Annotated in this window: 20 protein-coding genes and 1 pseudogene; 13 read left to right on the top strand and 8 right to left on the bottom strand. The window is 73.1% G+C overall.

Going from position 1 to position 25,994, the window contains the following annotated elements:
* Nucleotides 1-29: 29 nt before the first annotated feature.
* The 5 genes from ABZ721_RS17660 to ABZ721_RS17640 all read left to right on the top strand — a co-directional run bounded on the left by ABZ721_RS17660 (nucleotide 30) and on the right by ABZ721_RS17640 (nucleotide 7,226).
* Nucleotides 30-323, top strand: coding sequence for a DUF503 domain-containing protein (locus ABZ721_RS17660; protein ID WP_358789525.1), 294 nt, complete (start codon nucleotides 30-32; stop codon nucleotides 321-323).
* A gap of 61 nt (nucleotides 324-384) precedes the next feature.
* The gene (gene rbfA / locus ABZ721_RS17655) at nucleotides 385-885 is read left to right on the top strand and encodes a 30S ribosome-binding factor RbfA (protein WP_358789524.1); all 501 of its coding nucleotides are present in this window, start codon (nucleotides 385-387) and stop codon (nucleotides 883-885) included.
* Nucleotides 882-1,805, top strand: coding sequence for a tRNA pseudouridine(55) synthase TruB (truB, locus tag ABZ721_RS17650; protein WP_358789523.1), 924 nt, complete (start codon nucleotides 882-884; stop codon nucleotides 1,803-1,805). Before rbfA ends, truB begins: the two co-directional genes overlap by 4 nt.
* A gap of 257 nt (nucleotides 1,806-2,062) precedes the next feature.
* Nucleotides 2,063-6,121, top strand: a complete 4,059-nt coding sequence (locus tag ABZ721_RS17645) for a serine protease (RefSeq protein WP_358789522.1) — start codon at nucleotides 2,063-2,065, stop codon at nucleotides 6,119-6,121.
* Nucleotides 6,122-6,266: 145 nt separating this feature from the next.
* Complete coding sequence (locus ABZ721_RS17640) at nucleotides 6,267-7,226, top strand: bifunctional riboflavin kinase/FAD synthetase (RefSeq protein ID WP_358789521.1); 960 nt, start codon at nucleotides 6,267-6,269, stop codon at nucleotides 7,224-7,226.
* A gap of 48 nt (nucleotides 7,227-7,274) precedes the next feature.
* Here the strand turns inward: ABZ721_RS17640 and ABZ721_RS17635 are convergent, their stop codons facing one another.
* The 6 genes and pseudogenes from ABZ721_RS17635 to ABZ721_RS17610 form a co-directional block, all read right to left on the bottom strand.
* A complete protein-coding gene (locus ABZ721_RS17635; protein ID WP_358789520.1) occupies nucleotides 7,275-7,940 on the bottom strand; it encodes a response regulator transcription factor in 666 nt (221 codons plus the stop codon).
* On the bottom strand, nucleotides 7,937-9,178 hold the full coding sequence (locus ABZ721_RS17630) for a histidine kinase (protein WP_358789628.1): 1,242 nt from the start codon (nucleotides 9,176-9,178) through the stop codon (nucleotides 7,937-7,939). The genes ABZ721_RS17635 and ABZ721_RS17630 overlap by 4 nt, the downstream gene beginning before the upstream one ends.
* 13 nt (nucleotides 9,179-9,191) lie before the next feature.
* A complete protein-coding gene (locus ABZ721_RS17625; RefSeq protein WP_358789519.1) occupies nucleotides 9,192-10,016 on the bottom strand; it encodes an ABC transporter permease in 825 nt (274 codons plus the stop codon).
* Nucleotides 10,013-10,963, bottom strand: coding sequence for an ABC transporter ATP-binding protein (locus tag ABZ721_RS17620; protein WP_358789518.1), 951 nt, complete (start codon nucleotides 10,961-10,963; stop codon nucleotides 10,013-10,015). The genes ABZ721_RS17625 and ABZ721_RS17620 overlap by 4 nt, the downstream gene beginning before the upstream one ends.
* 225 nt (nucleotides 10,964-11,188) lie before the next feature.
* Nucleotides 11,189-13,882 carry an AAA family ATPase gene (locus ABZ721_RS17615; RefSeq protein ID WP_358789627.1) on the bottom strand — a complete coding sequence of 898 codons (2,694 nt, stop codon included), beginning with the start codon at nucleotides 13,880-13,882 and terminating at the stop codon, nucleotides 11,189-11,191.
* A gap of 900 nt (nucleotides 13,883-14,782) precedes the next feature.
* Nucleotides 14,783-14,929, bottom strand: a pseudogene (locus tag ABZ721_RS17610) (SCO5717 family growth-regulating ATPase); the annotation flags it as partial.
* Between the two features lie 514 nt (nucleotides 14,930-15,443).
* Here ABZ721_RS17610 and rpsO point away from each other — a divergent pair.
* The 5 genes from rpsO (at nucleotide 15,444) to ABZ721_RS17585 (ending at nucleotide 20,876) form a co-directional block, all read left to right on the top strand.
* Nucleotides 15,444-15,731, top strand: coding sequence for a 30S ribosomal protein S15 (gene rpsO, locus ABZ721_RS17605; RefSeq protein WP_138357422.1), 288 nt, complete (start codon nucleotides 15,444-15,446; stop codon nucleotides 15,729-15,731).
* Between the two features lie 267 nt (nucleotides 15,732-15,998).
* Nucleotides 15,999-18,215 carry a polyribonucleotide nucleotidyltransferase gene (locus ABZ721_RS17600; RefSeq protein ID WP_138357423.1) on the top strand — a complete coding sequence of 739 codons (2,217 nt, stop codon included), beginning with the start codon at nucleotides 15,999-16,001 and terminating at the stop codon, nucleotides 18,213-18,215.
* Entirely contained in the window at nucleotides 18,212-19,588 is a 1,377-nt protein-coding gene (locus ABZ721_RS17595) for a pitrilysin family protein (protein WP_358789517.1), read from the top strand. Before ABZ721_RS17600 ends, ABZ721_RS17595 begins: the two co-directional genes overlap by 4 nt.
* Nucleotides 19,589-19,662: 74 nt before the next feature.
* Nucleotides 19,663-20,415 carry a 4-hydroxy-tetrahydrodipicolinate reductase gene (gene dapB, locus ABZ721_RS17590; protein ID WP_358789516.1) on the top strand — a complete coding sequence of 251 codons (753 nt, stop codon included), beginning with the start codon at nucleotides 19,663-19,665 and terminating at the stop codon, nucleotides 20,413-20,415.
* 5 nt (nucleotides 20,416-20,420) lie between these two features.
* A complete protein-coding gene (locus ABZ721_RS17585; RefSeq protein WP_138357426.1) occupies nucleotides 20,421-20,876 on the top strand; it encodes a tetratricopeptide repeat protein in 456 nt (151 codons plus the stop codon).
* 52 nt (nucleotides 20,877-20,928) lie between these two features.
* On the opposite strand, the gene ABZ721_RS17580 is transcribed toward ABZ721_RS17585, so the two are convergent.
* The gene (locus ABZ721_RS17580) at nucleotides 20,929-21,414 is read right to left on the bottom strand and encodes a hypothetical protein (protein WP_358789626.1); all 486 of its coding nucleotides are present in this window, start codon (nucleotides 21,412-21,414) and stop codon (nucleotides 20,929-20,931) included.
* Nucleotides 21,415-21,547: 133 nt separating this feature from the next.
* Nucleotides 21,548-21,790: a hypothetical protein gene (locus tag ABZ721_RS17575; RefSeq protein WP_358789515.1), complete on the bottom strand. Its 243-nt coding sequence runs from the start codon at nucleotides 21,788-21,790 to the stop codon at nucleotides 21,548-21,550.
* A 178-nt stretch (nucleotides 21,791-21,968) separates the two neighbouring features.
* On the opposite strand from ABZ721_RS17575, the gene thyX reads away from it, so the two are divergent.
* The 3 genes from thyX to ABZ721_RS17560 all read left to right on the top strand — a co-directional run bounded on the left by thyX (nucleotide 21,969) and on the right by ABZ721_RS17560 (nucleotide 25,680).
* Nucleotides 21,969-22,706, top strand: coding sequence for an FAD-dependent thymidylate synthase (thyX, locus tag ABZ721_RS17570; RefSeq protein ID WP_358789514.1), 738 nt, complete (start codon nucleotides 21,969-21,971; stop codon nucleotides 22,704-22,706).
* A 173-nt stretch (nucleotides 22,707-22,879) separates the two neighbouring features.
* Nucleotides 22,880-23,779: a 4-hydroxy-tetrahydrodipicolinate synthase gene (gene dapA / locus ABZ721_RS17565; protein WP_358789513.1), complete on the top strand. Its 900-nt coding sequence runs from the start codon at nucleotides 22,880-22,882 to the stop codon at nucleotides 23,777-23,779.
* Between the two features lie 215 nt (nucleotides 23,780-23,994).
* Nucleotides 23,995-25,680: a ribonuclease J gene (locus ABZ721_RS17560; RefSeq protein WP_358789512.1), complete on the top strand. Its 1,686-nt coding sequence runs from the start codon at nucleotides 23,995-23,997 to the stop codon at nucleotides 25,678-25,680.
* The last annotated feature ends 314 nt before the right edge of the window (nucleotides 25,681-25,994 follow it).

The raw sequence follows: 25,994 nt of genomic DNA, 5'->3' as shown, positions 1-25,994 counted from the left end.
GCCCCCCAGGGCGGCTAGCCCTGTCGCCCATGTATGCAGGAACGCTGTCCTTCGACCTCCTCCTCGGCGACGTACATTCGCTGAAGGAGAAGAGGTCCGTCGTCCGCCCGATCGTCGCCGAGCTGCACCGCAAGTTCGCGGTCAGCGTGGCGGAGACCGGCGAGCAGGACCTTCACCGCAGGGCCGAGATCGGCATCGCGGTCGTGTCCGGGGATCTGGGGCACATAAAGGACGTACTCGACCGGTGCGAGCGATGGATGATCGCCCGGCCCGAGGTGGAACTGCTGTCGGCACGGCAGCGGATCCACGGCGACGACGACTGACCGATCGGCGGTCGGCCGGCGCCTGGAAGACCAGAGCAGTAACGAAGAAGGAGACGGACAAGTGACCGACACCTCGCGGGCGCGCAAGCTGGCCGACCGCATCCGGGTCGTGGTCGCGGAAACCCTGCAGCGGCGGATCAAGGACCCGCGGCTCGGTTACGTGACGATCACGGACACCCGGGTCACGGGTGACCTGCAGGACGCGACGGTGTTCTACACGGTCTACGGCGACGACGAGGACCGCGCGGCCTCCGCCGCCGCCCTGGAGAGCGCCAAGGGCATCCTGCGCTCCGAGGTCGGTCGCCAGCTCGGGGTGCGCTTCACCCCGACGCTGACGTTCGTCGCGGACGCCCTCCCGGAGAACGCCAAGACCATCGACGACCTGCTGGCCCGGGCCCGCGCCGCGGACGAGCAGGTGCGCAAGGCCGCCACCGACGCCTCGTACGCGGGCGACGCGGACCCGTACCGCAAGCCGGCCGAGGACGAGGACGACCTGGACCTCGACGACGACGAGGACGAAGCGCCCGCCGCCGACGACGGCAAGGGCTCCGCGACCGCATGAAGCGCAAAGGGCAGGGCCCGGACGGCCTGGTGATCGTCGACAAGCCGGCCGGGCTCACCTCGCACGCCGTGGTCGCCCGCATCCGCCGTTTCGCGGGCACCCGGCGCGTCGGCCACGCGGGCACGCTGGACCCGATGGCGACCGGCGTGCTGGTCATCGGCGTCGAGAAGGCCACCCGCCTCCTCGGCCACCTCGCGCTCACCCGCAAGGAGTACGTCGCCACGATCCGGCTCGGCCAGAGCACCGTGACGGACGACGCCGAGGGCGAGGTCACCGAGAGCGCCGGCGCCGCCGGCGTGGAACTCGCGGCCGTCCAGGCCGGGATCGCGGAGCTGAGCGGCGACATCCTGCAGGTGCCGTCGAAGGTCAGCGCGATCAAGGTCAACGGCGTCCGGTCGTACACCCGGGTGCGCGAGGGCGAGGAGTTCGAGCTGGCCTCCCGGCCGGTGACGATCTCCGCGTTCGTGCTGCACGAGCACCGCACCGCGACGGCGGAGGACGGCACCGCCGTCCTGGACCTGGACGTCACCGTCGAGTGCACCTCCGGCACCTACATCCGGGCCCTGGCCCGCGATCTCGGCGCGGGCCTGGGCACCGGCGGCCACCTGACCGCCCTGCGGCGGACCCGGGTCGGGCCGTACGACCTCAGCGGCGCCCGCACCGTGGACGAGCTGGAGGCGACGTACCAGGCCGACGGCGCGGAGGCCTTCCAGGTCCTGCCGATCGGTGACGCCGCTGCCGCCGCGTTCCCCCGCTGGGACGTGGACGCGGACCAGGCGCGCCTGCTCGTCAACGGCGTGCGCATCAAGTCCGCGGGTATGGGCCCCGGCGCCCACGCCGCCTTCGACCCCGACGGCCGCTTCCTGGCCCTGGTCGAGGACCGCGAGGGCCAGGCGAAGATCCTCGCCGTCCTCGTCTGACGCACCTCCCCGGCACGTCCCGCCACGCCCGCTCCCGTCATCGTGGAGCGGGCGTCCGCGTCCCCGCGCGGACGGCCGCTCCACAATCCCCCTCCTCCCTGTATACCTATCCGCCCCGCACCCCGAATTCACCCCAATGGGCGGGCGCTCGGAGTGAATCGCGGGGGTGTACGGGGGCGCATTGGGTGCCGGACCCGTAGCGGACGATCATCGTGGGCATACCGTGGAAGGCGGTTGACCAGCGGAGAGGTACGCGAATGGCGGTGCGGCCCTGCGACGGTGACGACGCGTTGGTGCGCGTGTGTGATCTGGCCGGACGGCCGCGCGGCACGGGGTTCCTCGCGGACCTCGGCGGCACCCTCCTGACGAGCCACGAGGCGGTCGACGGCCTCGCCCGGCTGGTGCTGCACGCTCCCGGCGACCAGGTCTGCCTGGTCGCCGCTGACGCCGTGACGCCGCTGCCCGAACTGGGACTCGCGCTCGTCGCCACCGAAGGCCTCACCCTGCGGCCGCTGCCGGTCGCCGCCACCGGACCCGCGCACCGGGAGCACCGGGTGCGGCTGCGCGCCGGCGGCTGGACGGACGCCGTGGTCGTCGGCACCGCCGCCGTGACCTACACCGCGACCGACCGCTTCCACCTCCTGGACGAGGTCTACGAACTGGCCCTCGACGCCCCGGACGTGCTGCGGGTCCACCCGCAGGCGTCCGGCAGCCCCGTGATCGACGCCGAGACCGGCGCGGTGCTCGCCGTCATCGCCACCGCGCTGCACGCCGGGCACCGCGCCGCAGGCTTCGCCGTCCCGCTGCGGGCCGAACGGGGGCCGCTGGCCGAGCTGCTCGCCCGCAACGCCGCCACCGTGCCCGCCTACGGGCCGCACCTGAACCTCGCCGGAGCGCTGCAGCTGACGGCCACGTCGGTCGGCTCCGCGGCCGTGCCGCGCGAATGGCGCGAGCCGGTCGCCCGGCCGGAGACGGAGGACGAGCTGCGCGCCTTCCTCGACGGGGGAGGGGACCGCGGACCGCTCGTGCTGGGCCTGGTCGCCGACCCCGGCTGCGGGCGCACCACCGAACTGGCGGCCCTGGCCGCCCGCCGCGCCCGGGGCGCCGAGCCCGCCCCCACGGTGTGGCTGCGCGGCGCCGAACTGCGGCCGGGCGACGGCGGGTTGAAGGACGCGGTGGAGCGCTCGCTGCGCACCGCCGCGCGGATCGTCTCGGCCGCGACGGGCGACGGCCGCGGGGAGGCGCCCGTCGCCTCCCCGGACGCGGTCGCGGACCTGGCGCGCTCCGCGGGCCGCCCGCTGGTCGTCCTGCTCGACGGCCCCGAGGAGATGCCGCCCGTGCTGGCGCACGCGCTGCCCGACTGGACGGCCGGTACCGCGAGTTGGCTGCGGGCCTGCGGCGTCCGGCTGGTCGTGGCGTGCCGCCCCGAGTACTGGGAGCAGGCCGGCGCCCTGTTCCCCGCGGGGATGCTGCACGCGCCCGAGGCGGCGCCGGCCGTACCGCCGGGCGCCCCGGCCCGCGCGCTGCCGTCCTGCGTCCGCCTCGGCGACCTCCCGGAGCGGCAGGCCGTCCGCGCCAGGACCCGGTACGGCATCGCGCCCGGGGCGCTGGCCGACGCCGACGCCGCCCATCCGCTGGCCCTGCGGCTGTTCGCCGAGATCCGCGCCGCCTTCCCGGAGGCCGAGGCGCCGGGCGCGCCCGGTACGGGAGCGGCCGTGCCGGACCGGACGGAGATCTTCTCCGGCTATCTGGACCTGGTGTGCCTGCGGATCGCCGTCCGGCTGACCGCGGGCGCCGACAGCCCCGCCCGGGGGACCGCCGTCCGGCGGCTGGCCGCCCGGGTGGCCGGGCAGGTGCACGAGGCGGCGCGCCGCTGCCTGGGGCCGGGGCAGGGCGAGCTGGACCGCGAGTCCTTCGAGGACCTCTTCCCCTGGCGTACCGGATGGGCCTCCGCGGTCCTCACCGAGGGCCTCCTCGTCCCGGCGGGGTCCGGCTACCGCTTCGCGCACGAGGAGTTCGCCGACTGGCTGCAAGGACTGCACCTGGACCTGGACGAGGCGCTGTTCGCCCTCGTCCACCGGTGGTTCGCCGCCCCGGCGGGCGCGGCCGAGGCCCCCGTGCGGCTGCCGTCGCGCCCGGGCGCCCGCGCCGGGCACGCCCCCGGGCAGACCGTCCCGCCCGCCCCGCCGGTCGGCCCGGCCGCCGCCCCGCACGCCCTCCCGGTGCCCCGGCACCGCATCGGCCCCGTCATCCAGTCGCTGCTGCTCGCCACCCGCCAGTCCGGCCCTGACGTCCTCACCCGGCACCTGGAGACGCTGGTCCACGCCCTCGACCAGCAGGCCGCGGAGCCGAGCCGCCTGGCGCCCCCGGCGCCGCCGGTGCGGGCCGCCGCGCCCCCCGCCCCCGCACCGCAGCCGGACGAGCACCCGGCCCCGTCGCCGTCCCCGTCCCCGCCCGGGACACCGGCGGACCCGACGGCCCCGGGCCCGTCCCTCACGGACCGCCTGATGGACCGCGCCTTCGGCGGCGGCGCCGATCCGGTCGATGCCGACGCCGATGCCGATGGCTACGCCGATCTCGATGCCGACACGGTCCCGAACCGGCGGCCCGTCGCCGGACGGACGACGGTGCCGCCGCCGCGGAGCTCGGTGGCGGAGGAGGCTCCTGAAGGAGGGACCGGGGACCCCTGCCCGCCGAGGCCGCCGAACCCGCCGGTGGTGCCGGCGCCCGTACCCGCGCCGGAGGCGGCGCGGCGGGCGGACGCGGTGTGGTGGGCCGCGCACCTGCTGGGTGAGGTCCTGCTGCGGGTGCCGGACGCAAGCCGGTACCGGGGCGTGCTGCGGCTGCTCGCGGAGCGCATCACCGTGCGCTCGATCGAACGGGGCGGGTTCGGTCCCCAGGGGCTCGGCGGGCTGGCGGAGTTCGGCCCGTGGTTCTGGCGGCGGTTGGCCCTGCCGCAGGAGGACCGGCTGGACCTGCTGCGCCTCCTGCTGCCCGCCGACGGACCGCCCCCGCACAGCCCGCACAGCTCGCAGAACGGGCAGCACGCGCAGAGCCCGCAGCAGGCCCCGGGTCCGCACGGCCCCTCCGGTCCCCCCGAGCGGTTCCTGACGACCGTCGGCGACCTGTTCTGTGCCGCGCCGCGCGAGGTGCTGCCCGTGGTCTGCGGCTGGTTCGGCGACGACCGCCCGCTGCAGTCGGACCGGTCCCTCGACGGCCCGCGCCCGACCGTGGCCGCCGCCGTCCAGGCCCTGCTGCACACCCACCGCCACCATGCCGTGGACGATCTGATGGAGGCGCTGGTCACGGCCGCCCACCCCGGGGCCGACGAGCTGCTGGGGGCCCTCGCGGAGGACGAACCGTCGGCGGTCTGCCGCGCCGTCGACCGCTGGGCGCACGACGAGCGGCCCGCCCGGCACGTCGCCGCGGCCGCGTACGGGCTGCGTGCCGCACCCTGCGTACGCTCCGACGCCGACCGCGAGCTGCTGCGGTACGCGGCGCTCGCGATGCTCGCCCGCACCGCGGACTGCACGCTGCACGGAGCGGCGCTGGCCCTCCTCGTCCGGGACCCGGCGACCCGCTCGCGGCACCTGCCGGCCGCGCTCACGCACTTCGCCGCGGGCGACCCGCAGTTCCCGGCGGGCGCCCTCGCCGCCGCGCTCGCCTCGCACCCGGAGCCGGTGCTCGCCGCGTTCCAGGCGCGGCTGCGGGAGCCGGGTGCCGGCGCCGCCGAGGTGCTGCGCGAGCTGACGGCGGTGAGCACCCCCGCGCTGGCCCGCCGCGCGGCCGGCCTCGTCCGGGACCACCTGCGGCAGCGGCCGGAGGGCGCCGTGCACGCGGCCGAGTTCCTCGACCTGCGCCTGGAGCAGGGCGGCTCGGCCCGCGCGGTGCTGTTCCCGCTGGTCGTGGAGTTGCTGCGGGAGCACCCGCCGGAGGTGCGGCGCGCGCTGGCCCCGGTGCTCGCCGCCCCCGGCAGCCACATCTCGCGGCCGATGCGCCAGGAGCTGCTCGACGTGGCGCTGGAGCACGAACGGGACCTTGACGTGCTGGACGCGCTGCTGGCCGCCGCCGCGGACGGCTGCGCCCGCCGTCCTCCGCTGCTCACCCGCGACCTCGTGCACCGCCTCGGCCTGCTCCTCGGGCGCACCCCGGAAGGCGCGTCGCACTTCGACCGGCGCCTGGTGCAGCTGGCCGCCGCCTCGCCGTGCTTCGCCCGGCTGGTGCGCGGCTGGCTGGACTCCGACGGCGCCTGGGACGCCGTGATCGGCCCCAGCGCCCGCCGCCTGTGCGAGCAACTCTCCGTCCCCACCGCCTAGCCGCCGGCGTCCGGCCGCCGGTCGGAGCCCCTGCCGGGGGCGCGGCGGCGGGGCCGGTGGCTGAGCGGGGGACGGGGACATGGCAGGCTTGGACCCGTACAGGCATACACAGCTATTCGGTACGACGAGGAAGCGGAGCGTCAAGGTGCAGCGCTGGCGGGGCTTGGAGGACGTTCCCGGGGACTGGGGACGCAGCGTCGTCACCATCGGCTCCTACGACGGTGTGCACAGGGGGCATCAGCTGATCATCGGGCAGGCCGTCGACCGCGCCCGTGAACTGGGCGTCCGATCGGTGGTCGTCACGTTCGATCCGCACCCCAGCGAGGTCGTGCGGCCGGGCAGCCACCCGCCGCTGCTGTCCGCGCACCACCGCCGCGCCGAGCTGATGGCGGGCCTGGGCGTCGACGCGCTGCTCATCCTCCCCTTTACCGCGGAGTTCTCGAAGCTGTCGCCCGGCGATTTCGTCCGGACGGTGCTGGTCGACGCGCTGCACGCGAAGCTCGTCGTGGAGGGCCCGAACTTCCGGTTCGGGCACAAGGCCGCGGGCGACGTCGAGTTCCTCTCCGCGATGGGCCTGAAGTACGACTACGAGGTCGACGTCGTGGACCTGTACGTGCGCGGCGCCGCGGGCGGCGGCGAGCCGTTCTCGTCCACGATGACGCGCCGGCTGGTCGCCGAGGGCGACGTGGCGGGCGCCATGGAGATCCTGGGCCGTCCGCACCGCGTCGAGGGCGTCGTCGTGCGGGGCGCGCAGCGCGGCCGCGAGCTGGGCTTCCCGACGGCGAACGTCGAGACGCTGCCGCACACCGCGATCCCCGCGGACGGCGTGTACGCGGGCTGGCTGCACGTGGACGGCGAGGCGATGCCCGCCGCCATCTCCGTCGGCACCAACCCGACCTTCGACGGCACGGCGCGCACGGTCGAGGCGTACGCGATCGACCGCGTCGGACTCGACCTGTACGGGCTGCACGTGGCCGTCGACTTCCTCGCGTACCTGCGGGGGATGGAGAAGTTCGAGTCGATCGACGCGCTGCTGGTCCGGATGGCCGAGGACGTCAAGCAGTCCCGCGAACTGATCGGCGACGCGACGACGCCCGCCTCCTGACGGGCGGGGCCCTGACCGGCGGGGCTGCCGACCGTCGGCTGCCGGCCCTCAGGAGGGCCGGATCAGCCGCGTCTCGTAGGCGAAGACGACGGCCTGCACACGGTCGCGCAGCTCCAGCTTGACCAGGATCCGGCTCAGATGGGTCTTCACGGTCGCCTCGGCGAGGTGCAGCCCCGCGGCGATCTCCGTGTTGGACAGCCCGCGGCCGACCTCGACCAGCACCTCGCGCTCGCGGGCGGTGAGCCGGCCCAGCCGCTCGTCACCGTCCGCCGCGCCCGTCCCGGCCGGGAGCTGGTGGGCGAAGTGCTCCAGCAGGCGCCGGGTGATCCGGGGCGCGACGACGGCGTCGCCCGCGGCCACCGACCGGATCGCGCCGAGCAGCTCCTCGGGCAGCGCGTTCTTGAGCAGGAAGCCGGACGCGCCCGCCCGCAGCCCGGCGAACGCGTACTCGTCCAGATCGAACGTGGTCAGGATCAGCACCCGGGTCTCCGGGCAGGTCCCGACGATCCGCGCGGTGGCCTCGATCCCGTCCGTGCCGGGCATCCGGACGTCCATCAGCACCACGTCGGGCCGCAGCGCGCGCGTGAGGCGGACGGCCTCGGCGCCGTCGGCGGCCTCGCCGACCGGTTCCATGTCGGGCTGGGCGTCGAGGACCATCGTGAAGGCCATCCGCAGCAGCGGTTCGTCGTCGACCAGGAGCACCCGGATCGTCACAGGGCACCGTCCCCGGCCCGGACCGCGCCCTCGCCGTCGGGTGCGGCCCCGTCCTGGCGCGGGACCAGGGCGAGCACGGCCGAGACCCGCCAGCCGCCGTCCGGCAGCGGGCCCGCCTCCAGCTGCCCGCCGTACGCGGCCGCCCGTTCGCGCATCCCGGCCATCCCGTGCCCGGCGGGCGCCGCGGGCGCGGCCGTGACGGGGCCGTCGTCGGTGATGTCCACGTGGACGGAGGCGGGGGAGCAGCGCACCCGGACGTCGGCACGGGTGCCGGCCGGGGCGTGCTTGAGGGTGTTGGTCAAGGCTTCCTGTACCAGTCGGTAGACGGTGAGTTGGGCCGCCGCGTTGGCGACGTCCGGGTCGCCGCCGACGCTGAGGCGGGTCGGCAGCCCGGCCGCGCGGACCTGCTCCGCGAGCGGTTCCAACTGGGCGATGCCGGGCATGGGATGGCGCAGCGCGTCGGGTTCGTCGGCGCGCAGCACGCCGAGGAAGCGGCGCATGTCGGTGATGGCCTGCCGACCGGTCCCGGAGACCTGCCGCATCGCGGCCACCGCCTTCTCCGGATGCCGCTCCTGCGCGAAGACCGCTCCGTCGGCGAGCGCGACCATCACCGACAGGTTGTGCGTGACGATGTCGTGCATCTCGCGGGCGATCCTGGCCCGTTCGCCGGCCACCGCCAGCTGCGCCCGCTGGTCGCGCTCCCGCTCCAGCCGCCCGGCGCGGTCCTCCAGCGCGGCGAGGTACGCGCGCCGGGTGCGCATGTTGACGCCGATGACCGTGGTGGCGACCACGATCGCCGACAGCGCGACGAACGACTGCGTGGTGCGTCCGTGCGTCGCCCAGGTCGACGCGGCCAGCAGCGTGCCGAGTTCGAGCACGGCGAAGGCCAGCAGCGTCCGGCGCCGGGTGGAGTGCGCGGCCACCGTGTACATCGCGATGAGCAGGGCGACGTCGGCCGGCAGCGCCGCACCGGTCAGCCACTGGAGGAACGCGACCGCCGCCAGGACGCCGAACACGGTCAGCGGGGCGCGCCGCCGCCACACCAGCGGGACCAGCAGCAGCCACTGGAAGACCACCAGGGACGTCGAGTGGACCAGATCGCGGTGGGAGAGCCCCGCCGTCGCGAACAGCAGCGCCGCGGTGAGCGCCGCGTCGACCGCGAACGGCGGCAGCTTCCCGCGCACCAGCAGCCGGACGCGCCCCAGGGCGTTGCCCCAGGCGCGCACCGTCTGCCGCAGCCGCGTCACGGCCTCACGCGTCCCGGCGCCTGAGCGCCACCGCCGCCGCTGCCAGCGCGACCACCGTGTAGAGGCAGAAGACTGCGAACCCGGTCCATGGGGCCAAGATATGCGGCTCCGGGTTGGCCACGAGCAGGGCCTGCCCCGCGTTGCTCGGCAGGTACTCGCTGACGGACCAGGTGGACGGCAGCGTGTCGGCGAGCAGCGGCAGCACCAGGAGCAGCCCGAAGACGGTGGCGACGCCGCCCGCCGTACTCCGCACGAGGGCGCCGATCGCCACGCTCAGCAGGCCCACGACAGTGAGGTACAGACCGGCGCCGAACACCATGCGGGCGGCGCCGGGCGAGCCGAGCGTCACGTCGATGTGCTCGGACGACAGGATCGCCTGGCCGGCCAGGAACGCGACGAGCGACGCGGCCGTCATCGCGACGAACGTCACCGCCGTGTACACGGCGGCCTTGGCCCACAGCACGGGGAGGCGCCGCGGCACGGCGGCGAGCGTCGCGCGGATCATGCCCGTCGCGTACTCGCCGGAGACCACGAGGACGCCGAGGACCCCGACGGCGAGCTGCGCGAGCAGGAAGCCCCGCACGCTCACCCCTGCCGCGCTGAACCGCAGCTGCTCGCCCCGGTCCATCTGCGGCCAGCGGTCCGCGCTGACCGCGCAGAAGAGCAGCCCGAGGCCGATCATCACGACCACGGCGGCGGCCAGCGTGACGATCGTGGACCGCAGGGTGCGCAGCTTGATCCACTCGGAGTGCAGCACGCGGAGCTGGGTGACGTGGCCGCGGCCGGCGGGGGCGCCCGCGGCGGGCGGGTGGTCGAGGAGGGTGGTCATGCCGCACTTCCTTCGCGGAGCGGTTCGGTGCCGTGGTGCGCGCCGACGGGCGCCTGGTACTCCACGGCGTCCCGGGTGAGTTCCATGAACGCCTCCTCCAGGGAGGCCTGTCGCGGGGTCAGCTCCCCGAGCGCGATGCCGTGGTCGGCGGCGATCCTGCCGATGCGGTCGCTGCTCAGGCCGGTCACCTCCAGCACCCCGGCCGCCTCCGACCCCACGGTCACCTCGGGGCCCGCCAGCAGCCCGCGCAGCCGGTCCGCGTCGTCGGTCCGCACCCGTACCGAGCTGCCCGCCGCGGCACGCACGAACTCCTCCACCGAGGTGTCGGCGATGAGCCGGCCGCGGCCGATCACGATCAGGTGCTCGGCGGTGAGCGCCATCTCGGACATCAGGTGCGACGAGACCAGGACCGTACGGCCCTCGGCGGCCAGCCTCCGCAGCAGGTTGCGGATCCACAGGATGCCCTCCGGATCGAGGCCGTTCACCGGCTCGTCCAGGACGACCGTCGCGGGATCGCCGAGCAGCGCGCTCGCGATGCCCAGGCGCTGCCCCATGCCGAGCGAGAAGCCGCCCGCGCGCTTCCTCGCGACCTCGCGCAGGCCCACGACGTCGATCACCTCGTCGACCCGGCGGCGCGGGATGCCCGTCGTCGCGGCCAGCGCCAGGAGGTGGTGGTACGCCGTACGCCCGGTGTGGATGGCGCGGGCCTCCAGCATCGCGCCGACCTCGTGCAGCGGGGCCCGGTGGTCCGCGTAGTGCCGGCCGTTCACCGTGACCCGGCCCGACGACGGGGCGTCCAGGCCCAGGATCATCCGCATCGTGGTCGACTTCCCGGCGCCGTTGGGCCCGAGGAACCCGGTGACGACGCCCGGGCGCACGGTGAAGCTGAGGTCGGCGACGGCGGTGCGCTCGCCGTAGCGCTTGGTGAGTGCGTGGGCTTCGATCATCGGAACGTCCCTGTGGCCGGTAGCGGTCGGGGTGTGCGGTGTCCCTTCACGCTAGGCCGCCGACCAGGGCGGATACGACAGACCGGAGGCGGAACTCCCGCCCGCCCGGCTGCAACCCGGGGTGGAACGGCGGTACACCGGGCGATGTACCGCGCGGCTCCGCACGGGCGCGCGAAAGGGCCCCGCCGCGGGTGCGGCGGGGCCCTTCGAGTGCTGCGGCCGCGGCTACTGCTGCGGGGGCGGCGGCGGGTAGCCGTAGCCCGGCGGCTGCTCGGGCGGTGCCTGCTGCGGCGGCTGCTGCGGCCAGCCCTGCTGGGGCTGCGGCTGGTACGGCTGCGGGGCCTGCGGCTGGTACTGCTGCGGGGGCTGCGGTGCCTGCGGCGGCTGTCCCGGACCCTGCGGCGGGTGGCCGTGGAACCCGGGCTGGGGCGGCTGCTGCTGGTACTGCGGCTGTCCCTGCGGCGGCGGTTGCTGCTGGTACTGCTGCTGCGGGGGCTGCTGGTACTGCGGCGGCTGCTGCTGGCCGGGGACCGGCGGTGCCAGGTGCGGCGGCGGGTTCCCGTCGGCGGTCCACAGCCCCTGCGCCTGCTGCGCGCGGACGAAGTCCTCGGCGACCAGGGCCGAGAGGTTGAAGTACGCCTCCCGGGTCTTGGGACGCATCATGTCGAGGTCCACCTCGGCGCCCGCGGCCAGGTGCTCGTCGAACGGGACGACCATCACCCCGCGGCAGCGCGTCCGGAAGTGCGCGACGATGTCGTCCACCTTGATCATCTTGCCGGTCTCGCGGACCCCCGAGATGACCGTGATGCTGCGCTGCACCAGCTCGGCGTAGCCGTGCGCCGACAGCCAGTCCAGCGTCGTGCTGGCGCTGCTCGCGCCGTCGACGGACGGCGTGGACACGATGATCAGCTGGTCGGCGAGGTCGAGCACACCGCGCATCGCGCTGTAGAGCAGGCCGGTGCCGGAGTCCGTGAGGATGATCGGGTACTGCTTGCCCAGCACGTCCAGGACGCGGCGGTAGTCCTCGTCGTTGAACGCGGTCGACACGGCCGGGTCCACGTCGTTGGCGATGATCTCCAGCCCGGAGGACGCCTGCGAGGTGAACCGGCGGATGTCCATGTAGCTGTTGAGGTACGGGATCGCCTGCACCAGGTCGCGGATGGTCGCACCGGTCTCCCGGCGGACCCGGCGGCCGAGCGTGCCGGCGTCCGGGTTGGCGTCGATCGCGAGGATCTTGTCCTGGCGCTCGGTCGCCAGCGTCGAGCCCAGCGCGGTGGTCGTCGTGGTCTTGCCGACACCGCCCTTGAGGCTGATCACCGCGATGCGGTAGCAGGACAGCACCGGAGTGCGGATCAGCTCCAGCTTGCGCTGACGCTCCGCCTCCTCCTTCTTGCCGCCGATCTTGAAGCGCGACGGCGTCGCGTTGGCGCCCGGCCGCTTCGGCTTCGGCTGGTTCTTCAGCAGCCGGTCCGACGACAGCTCGACGGCCGCGGTGTAGCCGAGCGGCGCGCCCCCCTGCACGGAACGCTGCCGCTGGTCCGGCGTCACGGTCGGCCACCCGCCGGTCCGCGGATCCGCGGACGCCTCCTCGGAGGGGGTCGCCTGCGGCTGCGCGTACTGCGGGGGCGGCGGCTGGTGCTGCGGCTGGGCCTGGGGCTGCTGCTGTCCCTGCGGCGGGAAGCCGTAGCCGCCGTGCGGCGGCAGCGGCTGCAACGCCGCCCCGGGGTTGGCCTCCGGCGGCAGCGGCGCCGCGGGCCCGGCGGGCGGCGGGAAACCGTAACCGGCCTGCGGAGCCGGCGGCAGCGCCGGATTGCCGGACCAGGGCGCCCCGGCGGGCGGAGCGGCACGCTCCTCCGGCACGGGCTGCGGCAGCGCCGCGAACGCCCCCGGCTGCGGCTGCGCCTGCGGCTGAGCCGCCGGGTCGTGGCTCGGCCACGGCGCCTGCGCCTGCGGAGGCTGCGGCTGCGGCCCGGCGGGCGGGAACCCGTACTGCTGCTGGGGCTGCTGGGGCTGGGGCTGGGGCGCGGGCCAGGGCGCGGGCTGCGGCGTCCGGTCCTGCGGGGCCGGGACGGCGTCCTGCGGTGTGGGCGCCGGCGCGTCAGCGGCGGCGGGCTGGGGGAAGCCGTACCCCTCGTGGGCGAGCGGCGGGCGCTGCGCGGGGGCCTGGTCGGCCGGTGCGGGTGCCGGGGCGTCGATCGCCGGTCGGGGGAAGCCGTAGCCGGCCTGCGGCACGGGCTGATCCGCGGGTGCGGGTGCGGGTGCGTCGATGGCGGGCCGCGGGACCGCGTATCCGCCTGGGGCGAGCGGCGGGCGCTGCGTCGCGGGCCGGTCCTCCGGCGCGTCAGCGGCGGGCTGCGGGAACCCGTAGCCCCCCTGCGGTGCCGGCTGAGCGGCCGGAGCGGGCGCCGGAGCGTCGGCGGTGGAGCGGGGGAAGCCGTAACCCTCGTGGGGGAGCGGCGGGCGCTGTGCGGGGGCCTGGTCGGCCGGTGCGGGTGCCGGGGCGTCGATCGCCGGTCGGGGGAAGCCGTAACCCTCGTGGGGGAGCGGCGGGCGCTGTGCGGCGGGCTGGTCCATCGGTGCCAGTGCCGGTGCCGGGGTCTCGCTCGCCGGGCGGGGGAAGCCGTAGCCGCCCTGCGGTGCGGGCGCGTCGCTCGCCGGGGGCGGGAAGCCGGGGCCGCCCTGGGCGAGCGGGGGCCGCGGGGCGGGCACCTCGTCCTGACGGTCCGCGGGCGCCGGTGCCGGCGCCTCGGTGCCGGGGCGCGGGAACCCGTATCCGCCCTGCGCGGGCGGCGGGGGCGTGTCGTCCTCCCGGACGGGCGCGGGCGCGTCGGAGGGCCGGGGGAAGCCGTAGCCCTCCTGGGCGAGCGGCGGGCGCTGCGCGGCGGGCTGGTCGGCCGGTGCGGGTGCCGGGGCGTCGATCGCCGGGCGCGGGAAGCCGTAGCCGCCCTGCGCTGCGGGCTGGTCCGCCTGAGAGGGGGCCGGAGCCGGAGTCGCCGCGGGTGCGAGCGGGGGCTGCTGTGCTGCCGGTCGCGGCGCCGGAACGGGGTCGGCCTGACGGTCCGCGGCGGCCGGTGCCGGTGCCGGGGCGTCGGCGGCGGGCTGCGGGAAGGCGGAGCCGCCCTGTGCGGCGGGCTGGACCGCCGGAGGCGGAACCGCCGCCGGGGAGCTGTGGTCGCTCTCGGGGGACCGCTGCGGGGCCGGGGGAGCGAACGCGTAGTCCGCGCCGGGCGCGCTCGCGGGTGCGTCCGCGGCCTGGAACTGCGGCGGCAGCGGCGGGATCGCGCTCTGCGGCGGGGCGGGGGACCACGGTGCGACCGGCGGCTGCGGCGACGTGGGCACCCACACGGGACCGGTGGAGGGCGGGGGAGCGTCCAGCTCCGGCTCCGGAGTCGGGTCCGGCTCCACGGGTGCGGGGGCGCTCTCGGGCCGGGACGTGCCCGGCCGCTGGCGCAGCGAGCCCGGCGTGATCCGTGCCGTCGACTCACTCCGTACCGCGCCCGGCAGCTCGTCGTCGTCCTGCTCGGGCTTGGCCGCGGGCTTCAGCGTCGGGAACGCCGGAACGGCGGGAGTGGCGGCCACCGGAGCCGGCTCCGGCTCCGCGGTAGGGGCGGAGGCAGGGGCCGGGGCCGGAACGACCGGCACCGACGTCGCGGACCAGGACGGCTCGCTCGGAGCCTCCGGCTCATCCGGCTCCTCCGGCTCATCCGCCACGGCGGGAGCGGGCGTCCCGCCCGATTCCTCGCCGTCAGCGTCGCCCTCGCCCTCGCTGACGTCGTCGCCGTCGGCACTGTCAGTGCTGTCGTCCCCACCGGCGTTCTGCATGTACCAGGCAGGCGGCGTGTAGTCGAAGGTGAACTCGCCGGTGTAGTCGGCTTCGCCTCGCTCCCCCACAGGGGCGGCCCCGCCCTCGCGGTTCTCGTCCCGATCGCTGCTCACAATGCCTCCTGGTGTATCTCTGACACGCATCCGAACGGCAGGGACGGACGGTCGGCGGGGCCCGGGCCGCCCGCTGGGAACCGGAACTGATCACGGAACGGAACACGGAACCGGTCACGGCACCCGTCACGGAACTCGACGCAGAACCGGTCGACGGACGCGTGACAGTCCCCGCGACGGACGCCACGGACGCGACCGGGCGTCCCGGCGTGCCTCATCGTCGACATCGTCGATCCCTCCCCCGCGTGCCGCAGTAGCCTTGCCTTGCCCCACTCGGGCTGTACGCCCTCTTCTGCTCCTGCCGCTCTCAGGGACACCCTAATCATCGGCGCCAGTTCCCCGGCAGGCCCGCCCCCGCTGTGCGCCCCCGCGCAGCGGCGGCCGAGGCCCCGCACAGCCGCGGCGAACCGGTGCCTCCGCTGCTGGTATCCTGGCCGACGGACGTGTGTGTAAGAACCGCGTCCTCGCCTCCAGAGTTATCGAAGATCGCCTGTGATTCCAGTCCAGGGGCACTCGGAGGCAAACCAACACCTGAGGAGTTCGTATGCCGCTCGACGCCGCGACGAAGAAGCAGATCATCGCCGAGTTCGGTGCCAAGGAGGGCGACACGGGCTCCCCCGAGGTGCAGGTCGCGATGCTCTCGCGCCGTATCTCGGACCTCACCGAGCACCTCAAGCTGCACAAGCACGACCACCACTCCCGTCGTGGCCTCCTGCTGCTCGTCGGCCAGCGCCGCCGCCTGCTGCAGTACCTGGCCAAGAAGGACATCACGCGCTTCCGCGCCCTGGTCGAGCGCCTCGGCATCCGCCGTGGTGCGGCCGGCGCCAAGTAAGACGTTGTACGGGGGAGCGGTTCCCACCCGGGAGCCGCTCCCTTTGCGTACTCGACCGGCGATTCTTTGTAGTCTGGTGTGAGCACGCTGTAACACACGAGGAGGAGCGTCCTCCTAATGAGCCACGAACGCCGGTCCTCGGTAGTGGCCTCCGGGCAGCAGGACTCCCCGAAGGCTTCGATCGAAGACCGGCCCCTGGCGGGACGCTTCCCCTCACCGAAGGTCCCCGGGATACGCCCTGGGACATGAATGAGGAGAATCCCCATAGTGGAGAACGAGACCCACTACGCCGAGGCCGTTATCGACAACGGTTCCTTCGGCACCCGCACCATCCGCTTCGAGACCGGCCGTCTGGCCCGTCAGGCCGCCGGCTCCGCCGTGGCCTACCTGGACGACGACACCATGGTGCTGTCGGCCACCAGTGCTTCGAAGCACCCCAAGGAGAACCTCGACTTCTTCCCCCTCACGGTGGACGTCGAGGAGCGCATGTACGCGGCCGGCCGGATCCCCGGCTCGTTCTTCCGCCGCGAAGGGCGCCCCTCCGAGGACGCGATCCTCACCTGCCGCCTGATCGACCGCCCGCTGCGCCCGTCCTTCGCCAAGGGCCTGCGCAACGAGATCCAGGTCGTCTGCACGATCATGGCGCTCAACCCCGATGACCTGTACGACGTGGTCGCGATCAACGCCGCCTCCGCCTCGACGCAGCTCGCCGGCCTCCCCTTCTCCGGCCCGATCGGCGGCGTCCGCGTCGCGCTGATCAAGGGCCAGTGGGTGGCCTTCCCGCGCCACAGCCAGCTCGAGGACGCCGTCTTCGACATGGTCGTGGCCGGCCGCGCCCTCGAGGACGGCGACGTCGCGATCATGATGGTGGAGGCCGAGGCCACCGCCCGCACGATCGCGCTCGTCGAGGGTGGCGCCGAGGCGCCGACCGAGGAGATCGTGGCCGCCGGCCTCGAAGCCTCGAAGCCCTTCATCAAGGCCCTGTGCAAGGCGCAGTCCGAGCTGGCGGCCAAGGCCGCGAAGCCGACCGCCGAGTTCCCGCGCTACCTCGACTACCAGGACGACGTCTTCGCCGCCCTGTCCGAGGCCGTCACCGGTGAGCTCGCCCAGGCCCTGACGATCCCCGGCAAGCAGGCCCGCGAGGCCGAGCTGGACCGCGTCAAGGCCATCGCCGCCGAGAAGCTTCTCCCGAAGTTCGAAGGCCGCGAGAAGGAGATCTCCGCCGCGTACCGCTCGCTGACCAAGAAGCTGGTCCGCGAGCGCGTCATCAAGGACAAGGTCCGCATCGACGGCCGCGGCGTGACGGACATCCGTACGCTGGCCGCCGAGGTCGAGGCCATCCCGCGCGTCCACGGTTCCGCCCTGTTCGAGCGCGGCGAGACCCAGATCCTGGGTGTCACCACGCTGAACATGCTCCGCATGGAGCAGCAGATGGACACGCTGGCGCCCGAGACGCGCAAGCGCTACATGCACAACTACAACTTCCCGCCGTACTCCGTCGGTGAGACGGGCCGCGTCGGTTCGCCGAAGCGCCGCGAGATCGGTCACGGCGCGCTGGCCGAGCGGGCGATCCTGCCCGTGCTGCCGTCCCGCGAGGACTTCCCGTACGCGATCCGCCAGGTCTCCGAGGCGCTGAGCTCCAACGGCTCGACGTCCATGGGCTCGGTCTGCGCCTCGACCATGTCGCTGCTGAACGCCGGTGTGCCGCTCAAGGCCCCCGTCGCCGGTATCGCCATGGGTCTGATCTCCGAGGAGATCGACGGCAAGACGCACTACGTCGCCCTCACCGACATCCTCGGTGCCGAGGACGCGTTCGGCGACATGGACTTCAAGGTCGCCGGCACGAAGACCTTCGTCACCGCGCTGCAGCTCGACACCAAGCTCGACGGCATCCCCGCCTCGGTCCTGGCCGCCGCGCTGAAGCAGGCCCGCGACGCCCGCCTCCACATCCTCGATGTGATGAACGAGGCGATCGACGTTCCGGACGAGATGTCCCCGAACGCCCCGCGGATCATCAGCATCAAGATCCCCGTGGACAAGATCGGCGAGGTCATCGGCCCCAAGGGCAAGATGATCAACCAGATCCAGGAGGACACGGGCGCCGACATCTCCATCGAAGATGACGGTACGGTCCTCATCGGCGCGACCGAAGGCTCCCAGGCCGAGGCCGCGCGCGCGGTGATCAACCAGATCGCCAACCCGACGATGCCCGAGGTCGGCGAGCGCTACCTCGGCACCGTCGTGAAGACCACCACCTTCGGTGCCTTCGTCTCGCTCATGCCGGGCAAGGACGGTCTGCTGCACATCTCGCAGATCCGCAAGCTCGCCGGCGGCAAGCGCGTCGAGAACGTCGAGGACGTCCTCGCCGTGGGCTCCAAGGTCCAGGTCGAGATCGCCGAGATCGACGCTCGTGGCAAGCTCTCGCTGATCCCGGTCATCGAGGGTGAAGAAGCGGGCGACCCCGAGGACGAGTCCGGCTCGTGACCTCTCGCACCACTGTCGTGACGGCCCGCCCCTCCACCAAGGGGCGGGCCGTCCGCACACAGACCCTGATTCCCGGCACCGACGGCATCGGCACCGTGCGCAGGACCGTGCTCCCCGGGGGCTTGCGCGTCGTCACCGAGACCCTGCCGACGGTCCGCTCCGCGACCTTCGGCATCTGGGTCAACGTCGGCTCCCGCGACGAGACCCCGGCGCTGAACGGCGCCACCCACTACCTGGAGCACCTGCTCTTCAAGGGCACGAAGCGACGCAGCGCACTCGACATCTCCTCGGTGATCGACGCGGTCGGCGGCGAGATGAACGCGTTCACCGCCAAGGAGTACACGTGCTACTACGCACGCGTCCTCGACAACGACCTGCCGCTCGCCATCGACGTCGTGTGCGACATGCTCACCGGCTCGCTGATCCGCCAGGAGGACATCGACGCCGAGCGCGGCGTCGTCCTCGAGGAGATCGCGATGACCGAGGACGATCCGGGCGACCAGGTCCACGACCTGTTCACCACGGCGATGCTCGGCGACTCCCCGCTGGGCCGCCCGGTCCTCGGCACCGTCGAGACCATCAACGCCCTCACCCGCGACCAGGTCGCCCGCTTCTACAAGCGGCACTACGACCCGACGCACCTCGTCGTCGCCGCGGCCGGGAACGTCGACCACGCGACGGTCGTCCGCCAGGTCCGCAAGGCGTTCGAGAGCGCCGGCGCCCTGCGCGACACCGACGCCGTCCCGATGGACCCGCGCTCCGGCGCCCGCACGCTGCGCACCGCCGGCCGCGTCGAGCTGCTGGACCGCAGGACCGAGCAGGCACACGTGGTGCTCGGCATGCCGGGCCTGGCCCGTACCGACGAGCGCCGCTGGGCGCTCGGCGTGCTCAACACGGCGCTGGGCGGCGGCATGAGCTCGCGGCTGTTCCAGGAGGTCCGTGAGAAGCGCGGCCTGGCGTACTCGGTGTACTCGTACACCTCGTCGTTCGCGGACTGCGGCCTGTTCGGCGTCTACGCGGGCTGCCAGCCGCGCCGGGTGCCCGAGGTGCTCAAGATCTGCCGGGACGAGCTGAACAACGTCTCCGAGCACGGTCTGACCGACGAGGAGCTGCGGCGGGCCATCGGCCAGCTCTCCGGCTCGACGGTGCTGGGCCTGGAGGACACCGGGGCGCTGATGAACCGCCTCGGCAAGAGCGAGCTGTGCTGGGGCGAGCAGATGTCGGTGGACACGATGCTGGAGCGCATCGCCGCCGTCACCCCGGACGACGTGCGCGCGGTCGCCCGCGATGTACTGGGACAGCGTCCCTCACTGGCCGTCATCGGCCCGCTGAAGGACAAGCAGGCCTCGCGCCTGCACGAGTCGGTCGCGTAGCCGCGGCCGGCAGGTCGTTCACCGCCGCGGTCGCAGCACGCGACCGCGGCGCACAACCGGAGGAACGGATCAGCATGAGCAAGCTCCGTGTGGCCGTCATCGGCGCAACCGGCCGGATCGGCGCCGAGGCCGTGCGGGCCGTCGAGGCGGCCGACGACCTGGAACTGGTCGCCGCGCTCGGCAGCAAGGACCCGCTGACGGCGCTGACCGACGCCGGCGCGCAGGTCGCCGTCGAGCTGACGCACCCGGACGCCGTGATGGCGAACCTGGAGTTCTGCGTCCGCAACGGCATCCACGGCGTCGTCGGGACCACCGGCTGGACCGAGGAGCGCCTGGCGGCGCTGAACGGCTGGCTGGCGGGCTCCCCGGCCACCGGAGTGCTCATCGCCCCGAACTTCTCCATCGGCGCCGTCCTGACGATGCGCTTCGCGCAGCAGGCGGCCCGCTACTTCGAGACCGTCGAGGTCATCGAGCTGCACCACAACCGGAAGGCGGACGCCCCCAGCGGCACCGCCACCCGGACGGCCCAGCTGATCGCGGCAGCCCGCGACACCGCCGGGCTGCCCCGCCAGCAGGACCCGACCACCCACGGCCTGGACGGCGCGCGCGGCGCGGACGTCGACGGGGTGCCGGTGCACTCGGTGCGGCTGCGCGGCCTCCTCGCCCACCAGGAGGTCCTGTTCGGCGACACGGGCGAGACCCTCACCATCCGGCACGACTCGCTGCACCACAGCAGCTTCATGCCGGGCATCCTGCTCGCCGCCCGGAAGGTCACCGGAACCCCGGGGCTGACCGTCGGGCTTGAGCACTTCCTGGACCTGGACTGATCGCCGTGCGCGCCAAAGTGACCTACTTCGTGCTGGCCGGGGCGCTGGTCTGCTACTTCGTCCTGGTCGGCAGCCGGGGAGTGCTGCTCCTGGAGGAGGGCACGTGGATCACCGTGCCCTTCGGCATCGCCGTCCTGGTGCTGCCGTTCATCGGGGCCTGGTTCCTGTGGCAGACCACCCAGTTCGCCCGGCACGCCAACCGGCTGTCGCGGGAACTGGACGCCGAGGGCGGCCTGCCGGTGGACGAGCTCGTCCGCACCCCCAGCGGCCGTATCGACCGCGACTCGGCCGACGCGGTCTTCGCGAAGCGCCAGGCCGAGACGGAGGCGTCGCCCGACGACTGGCGCAGCTGGTTCCGGCTCGCCATCGCCTACTTCGACGCCCGCGACACCCCGCGGGCCCGCAAGGCCATGCAGCGCGCGATCGCGCTGCGCGACGGCAAGCCTGTCCGTACGAGCTGACAAGCCGGTACGGAAGAGCTGAAACGGTTCGCCGCGGTGCCTGGCGGGCGTCTCAGCGCAGTTCGGTGGCCCAGCCCTCTATGGCGTCGGCGGCCATGTCGAAGGCCTCGGTGCGCCCGAGGAAGTCGGCGTTGTGGTCGGTCATCAGCGGCCGCAGCGCCTCGCCGTTGCGGCGCGTGACGACGAGCGCCTGGCCCTGGACGGTACGCGGCAGCCCCAGCACCTTCACCGGCTGCTGCACGGTGCGCACACTGCCCACGCCGTCCCACGGCACGGTGATCGTGTAGAAGAGGCCCGACTGCCGCAGCCCGCGCCCGCTGACCCAGAAGCCCACGCGCAGCAGCCGCAGCGCGCTGACGATCACCAGGCTTCCGCCTGCCAGGCAGAGCCCGGCGGCGGGCAGCGCGCCGGTGGCCGCGATGATCAGCGCGGCGAAGAGCACGTACGAGGCGAGCACCAGCAGCAGCGCGGCCGTCGCGACCCGCCACGGGCCGGGGCGGTACGGGCGCATCCAGCGGTCCTGCGGGGTGTGCGGCAGGGCGGTGGACTCCCCACGCTGGTCGTGGACGCCGTCGGTGGCGAGGAAGGGCAGGGGCACGCGCGTGGTCCTTTACCGGCAGAGGTGGGGCTCTGACCGGTGAGGTTATCGGCCGACCGACGCGCTGACCAGTTCAGCGGGTCCTGGCGGCCTCTTCGTGTTGCGAGCCGACCGAGCCCTGCTGGTGCGGATCGAGCGCGGGACCGCCGAGCAGAGCGGCGGCGACCAGCCCGGCGAGCACCAGCACGGTCCCCAGCGCGCGTCCCGCGACGCGGAGCCGGCTCGGACGCGTTCTGGGCGGGGGAGCGACGTTGCTCTGGAAGCTCTCCGCCTCGGCTATGAAGGCGAACGGGACGGGCTCTCCCCGGCGGAACATGCGGCACTCCACTGTCCGATGGCTGTCCGGACGTCTGTCCGAATTGCTGGAAGTCTCCCAATCTAACAACCCTCGTCCGCCATTCGGTGGGCGGGGTGGGGTTTGTGGCGGTGAGCGGGCCTGTCGGTGCCAGCGTCTAGGCTGGGCGCGCCCCTTGAGACGACAGATAGGACCCACGGTGACCGAGACCTCCACCGAGACCGCCGTCCAGTTCCGCGGTGAGGTGACCGTCGATCTGGTCAAGCACAGCGCCGCGGACTCGGATGTGCTGTGGGCGGCGCGCGTGTCCACCGCGGGGGAGCAGTCCCTGGAAGAGCTGACCAAGGACCCCGAACGGTCCAAGGGCCTGATCAACTACTTGATGCGCGACCGGCACGGCAGCCCGTTCGAGCACAATTCGATGACGTTCTTCATCAGCGCCCCGATCTTCGTCTTCCGCGAGTTCATGCGGCACCGCGTCGGCTGGTCGTACAACGAGGAGTCCGGCCGCTACCGCGAGCTGCAGCCGGTCTTCTACGTGCCCGCGCAGGAGCGCAAGCTCGTCCAGCAGGGCCGTCCGGGCAAGTACGAGTTCGTGGACGGCACGGACCAGCAGCACGCGCTGACCACCGAGGCCATGGAGGCCTCGTACCGCCAGGCGTACGAGGCGTACCAGGAGATGCTGGCCGCCGGAATCGCCCGTGAGGTGGCCCGTGCGGTCCTCCCGGTGGGTCTCTTCTCGTCGATGTACGCGACTTGCAACGCGCGCTCTCTCATGCACTTCCTCGGACTCCGTACCCAGCACGAGCTGGCGGCCGTTCCGTCCTTCCCGCAGCGCGAGATCGAGATGGTCGGCGAGAAGATGGAAGCCGAGTGGGCGAAGCTCATGCCGCTGACCCACGCGGCCTTCAACGGCAACGGGCGCATCGCCCCGTAGCGATCGTCACAGCCGATTGTCTGAAGTGTCCCGATTGCAGGCATTCGTGAAGTTCATCTAGGCTGCGGAAACGGACTCCGGCAGTGCCTGAACCCCCGAGCAGGCGCCGCCGGAGTCCTTTCCGCAGGTCCCGAGGCGACACGCGCCGACATACAACGAGTAGCGTTGGACCCATGGCTCCGACCTCCACACCGACGACCCCCTTCGGGCGGGTCCTGACCGCAATGGTCACGCCGTTCACCGCGGACGGCGCGCTCGACCTCGACGGCGCGCAGCGACTGGCCGCCCACCTGGTCGACGCAGGCAATGACGGCCTGGTCGTCAACGGCACCACCGGCGAGTCGCCGACCACCAGCAACGTGGAGAAAGGCCAGCTCGTACGGGCTGTCCTGGAAGCCGTGGGGGACCGCGCCTTCGTCATCGCAGGAGTCGGGACCAACGACACGCGGCACAGCGTCGAGCTCGCGCGCCAGGCCGAGCAGGCCGGCGCGCACGGACTGCTCACCGTGACGCCGTACTACAGCAAGCCCTCGCAGGAGGGGCTGTACCAGAACTTCACGGTCATCGCCGACGCCACCGGCCTGCCGGTGATGCTCTACGACATCCCCGGCCGCAGCGGCGTGCCGATCGACACCGAGACCCTCGTCCGACTGGGCGAACACCCCCGCATCGTCGCCAACAAGGACGCCAAGGGCGACCTGGGCGCGGCGAGCTGGGCCATCGCCCGCAGCGGACTCGCCTGGTACTCCGGCGACGACATGCTCAACCTGCCGCTGCTCTCCATCGGCGCGGTCGGCTTCGTCTCCGTCGTCGGCCACGTGGTCACCCCGGAGCTGCGCGCCCTGCTCCAGGCCCACCTGGCCGGGGACAACACCAAGGCCGCCGAGATCCACCAGCGCCTGCTCCCCGTCTTCACGGGAATGTTCAGGACGCAGGGCGTCATGACCACCAAGGCCGCCCTCCAGCTGCTGGGACTGCCCGCGGGGCCGCTGCGGCTGCCTCTCGTGGAGCTGTCCGGCAGTGAGACGGCGCAGCTGAAGAAGGATCTGGCCGCCGGCGGGGTACACCTGTAGTCACAGACTTCTCGTCGCAGACTTCCGCAGCCCCGGGCTCGCGGCCCGCGGACTCACCCCCGCGGACTTCACCATCACAGACTTCACAACTGAATACGCACGCATACGCACCACGCACAAGCACCACGTACACGCATCACGCAAACCGACAGACAACGAAATGTCACGCGCGCCAGTGGTCCACCGGACCCCGGCGCGCGTGGTGAGGAGAAACTTTGAGCCACCCGCACCCCGAGCTCGGCCTGCCCCGCGCGCTGCCCGAAGGCGGCCTGCGCATCACACCGCTCGGCGGCCTCGGTGAAATCGGCCGCAACATGACGGTCTTCGAATTCAACGGGAAACTGCTGATCGTCGACTGTGGTGTCCTCTTCCCCGAGGACGAGCAGCCCGGTATCGACCTGATCCTCCCCGACTTCTCGTCGATCCGGGACCGGCTGGACGACATCGTCGGCATCGTGCTGACCCACGGCCACGAGGACCACATCGGCGCCGTCCCGTTCCTGCTCCGCGAGCGGGACGACATCCCGCTCATCGGATCGAAGCTGACGCTCGCCTTCATCGAGGCGAAGCTCCAGGAGCACCGCATCCGGCCGTACATCCTCGAGGTGGCCGAAGGCCAGCGCGAGCGCATCGGCCCCTTCGACTGCGAGTTCATCGCGGTCAACCACTCCATCCCGGACGCCCTCGCGGTCGCCATCCGCACCCCCGCGGGCATGGTCGTGCACACCGGCGACTTCAAGATGGACCAGCTGCCGCTCGACGGCCGGCTCACCGACCTGCACGCCTTCGCGCGGCTGGCCGACGAGGGCATCGACCTGCTGCTCTCCGACTCCACCAACGCCGAGGTCCCCGGCTTCATCCCGCCGGAGCGCGACATCTCGGCGGCGCTGGAGCAGGTCTTCGCCAAGGCGGAGAAGCGGATCATCCTGGCGAGCTTCGCCAGCCACATCCACCGCATCCAGCAGGTGCTGGACTGCGCGCAGCAGCGTGGCCGCAAGGTCGCCTTCGTGGGCCGCTCCATGGTCCGCAACATGGGCATCGCCCGTGACCTCGGCTACCTCAAGGTCCCGCAGGGCCTGATCGTGGACGTCAAGCAGCTCGACGACCTGCCGGACAACAAGGTCGTCCTGGTCTGCACGGGCTCGCAGGGCGAGCCGATGGCCGCCCTGTCCCGGATGGCCAACCGCGACCACCAGATCCGGATCGTCGAGGGCGACACCGTCGTCCTGGCCTCGTCGCTCATCCCGGGCAACGAGACCGCGATCTACCGCGTCATCAACGGTCTGACCCGCTGGGGCGCCAACGTCGTCCACAAGGGCAACGCGAAGGTCCACGTCTCGGGCCACGCCTCGGCCGGCGAGCTGTTGTACTTCTACAACATCTGCAAGCCGAAGAACCTGATGCCGGTGCACGGCGAATGGCGCCACCTGCGGGCCAACGCCGAGCTGGGACAGCTCACGGGCATTCCCAAGAACCGCTGCGTCATCGCCGAGGACGGCGTCGTCGTCGACCTCATCGACGGTGTCGCGAAGATCGCGGGCAAGGTGCAGGCCGGTTACGTGTACGTCGACGGCCTGTCGGTCGGCGACGTCACGGAGTCCTCCCTCAAGGACCGCCGCATCCTCGGCGAAGAGGGCATCGTCTCCGTGACCGTGGTCATGGACAGCAACACCGGCAAGCTCGTGGGCGGCCCGTACATCCACGCCCGGGGCTCCGGCATCGATGACGACGCGTTCTCCGCGGTCGTCCCGAAGATCGAGGAAGCGATGGCGCGGTCGGCCTCCGACGGCGTCGTCGAGGTACGGCAGTTGCAGCAGCTCATCCGCCGTGCGATCGGCAAGTGGGTGTCCGACACCTACCGCCGCCGGCCGATGATCCTGCCGGTCGTCGTCGAGGTCTGAGCACGGACCTGATGCACAGTCACCGGGGCGGGGCAACCGATTTGCATCCGGGTGCCCCGCTCCAGTACGTTGTCACAACCGCCTCGACGAGTGCCGCGGAAACGTTTGTTTCCAGGTCGGAGTCGAATTGGCTGGTAAACCCGATGGAAAGCTTCTGCTAAAGTCGGGTGCAGCGGGAAAGCCGAAAGGCGGAAACGCTGGAGCAGGAAATGCACAACTCCCGCTGACTGGGAATCGGACACGAAAGCGTCTGATAGAGTCGGAAACACGAAGGGAAGCCCGGAGGGCGCCGGTGAAACGGCACCGAAGGAAGC

This window comes from Streptomyces sp. NPDC006733 (genome assembly GCF_040636125.1).
Lineage (GTDB): Bacteria > Actinomycetota > Actinomycetes > Streptomycetales > Streptomycetaceae > Actinacidiphila.
The sequence above is the reverse complement of the archived record's forward strand: the minus strand, read 5'-3'. Positions and strand labels throughout refer to the sequence as shown.

Bases quoted from the DNA above. Each gene is read 5' to 3' on its own strand.
- ABZ721_RS17660 (WP_358789525.1), top strand. From the start codon at position 30: ATGTATGCAGGAACGCTGTCCTTCGACCTCCTCCTCGGCGACGTACAT.
- truB (WP_358789523.1), top strand. From the start codon at position 882: ATGAAGCGCAAAGGGCAGGGCCCGGACGGCCTGGTGATCGTCGACAAG.
- ABZ721_RS17645 (WP_358789522.1), top strand. From the start codon at position 2,063: ATGGCGGTGCGGCCCTGCGACGGTGACGACGCGTTGGTGCGCGTGTGT.
- ABZ721_RS17625 (WP_358789519.1), bottom strand. From the start codon at position 10,016: ATGACCACCCTCCTCGACCACCCGCCCGCCGCGGGCGCCCCCGCCGGC.
- ABZ721_RS17620 (WP_358789518.1), bottom strand. From the start codon at position 10,963: ATGATCGAAGCCCACGCACTCACCAAGCGCTACGGCGAGCGCACCGCC.
- rpsO (WP_138357422.1), top strand. From the start codon at position 15,444: ATGCCGCTCGACGCCGCGACGAAGAAGCAGATCATCGCCGAGTTCGGT.
- dapB (WP_358789516.1), top strand. From the start codon at position 19,663: ATGAGCAAGCTCCGTGTGGCCGTCATCGGCGCAACCGGCCGGATCGGC.
- ABZ721_RS17575 (WP_358789515.1), bottom strand. From the start codon at position 21,790: ATGTTCCGCCGGGGAGAGCCCGTCCCGTTCGCCTTCATAGCCGAGGCG.
- dapA (WP_358789513.1), top strand. From the start codon at position 22,880: ATGGCTCCGACCTCCACACCGACGACCCCCTTCGGGCGGGTCCTGACC.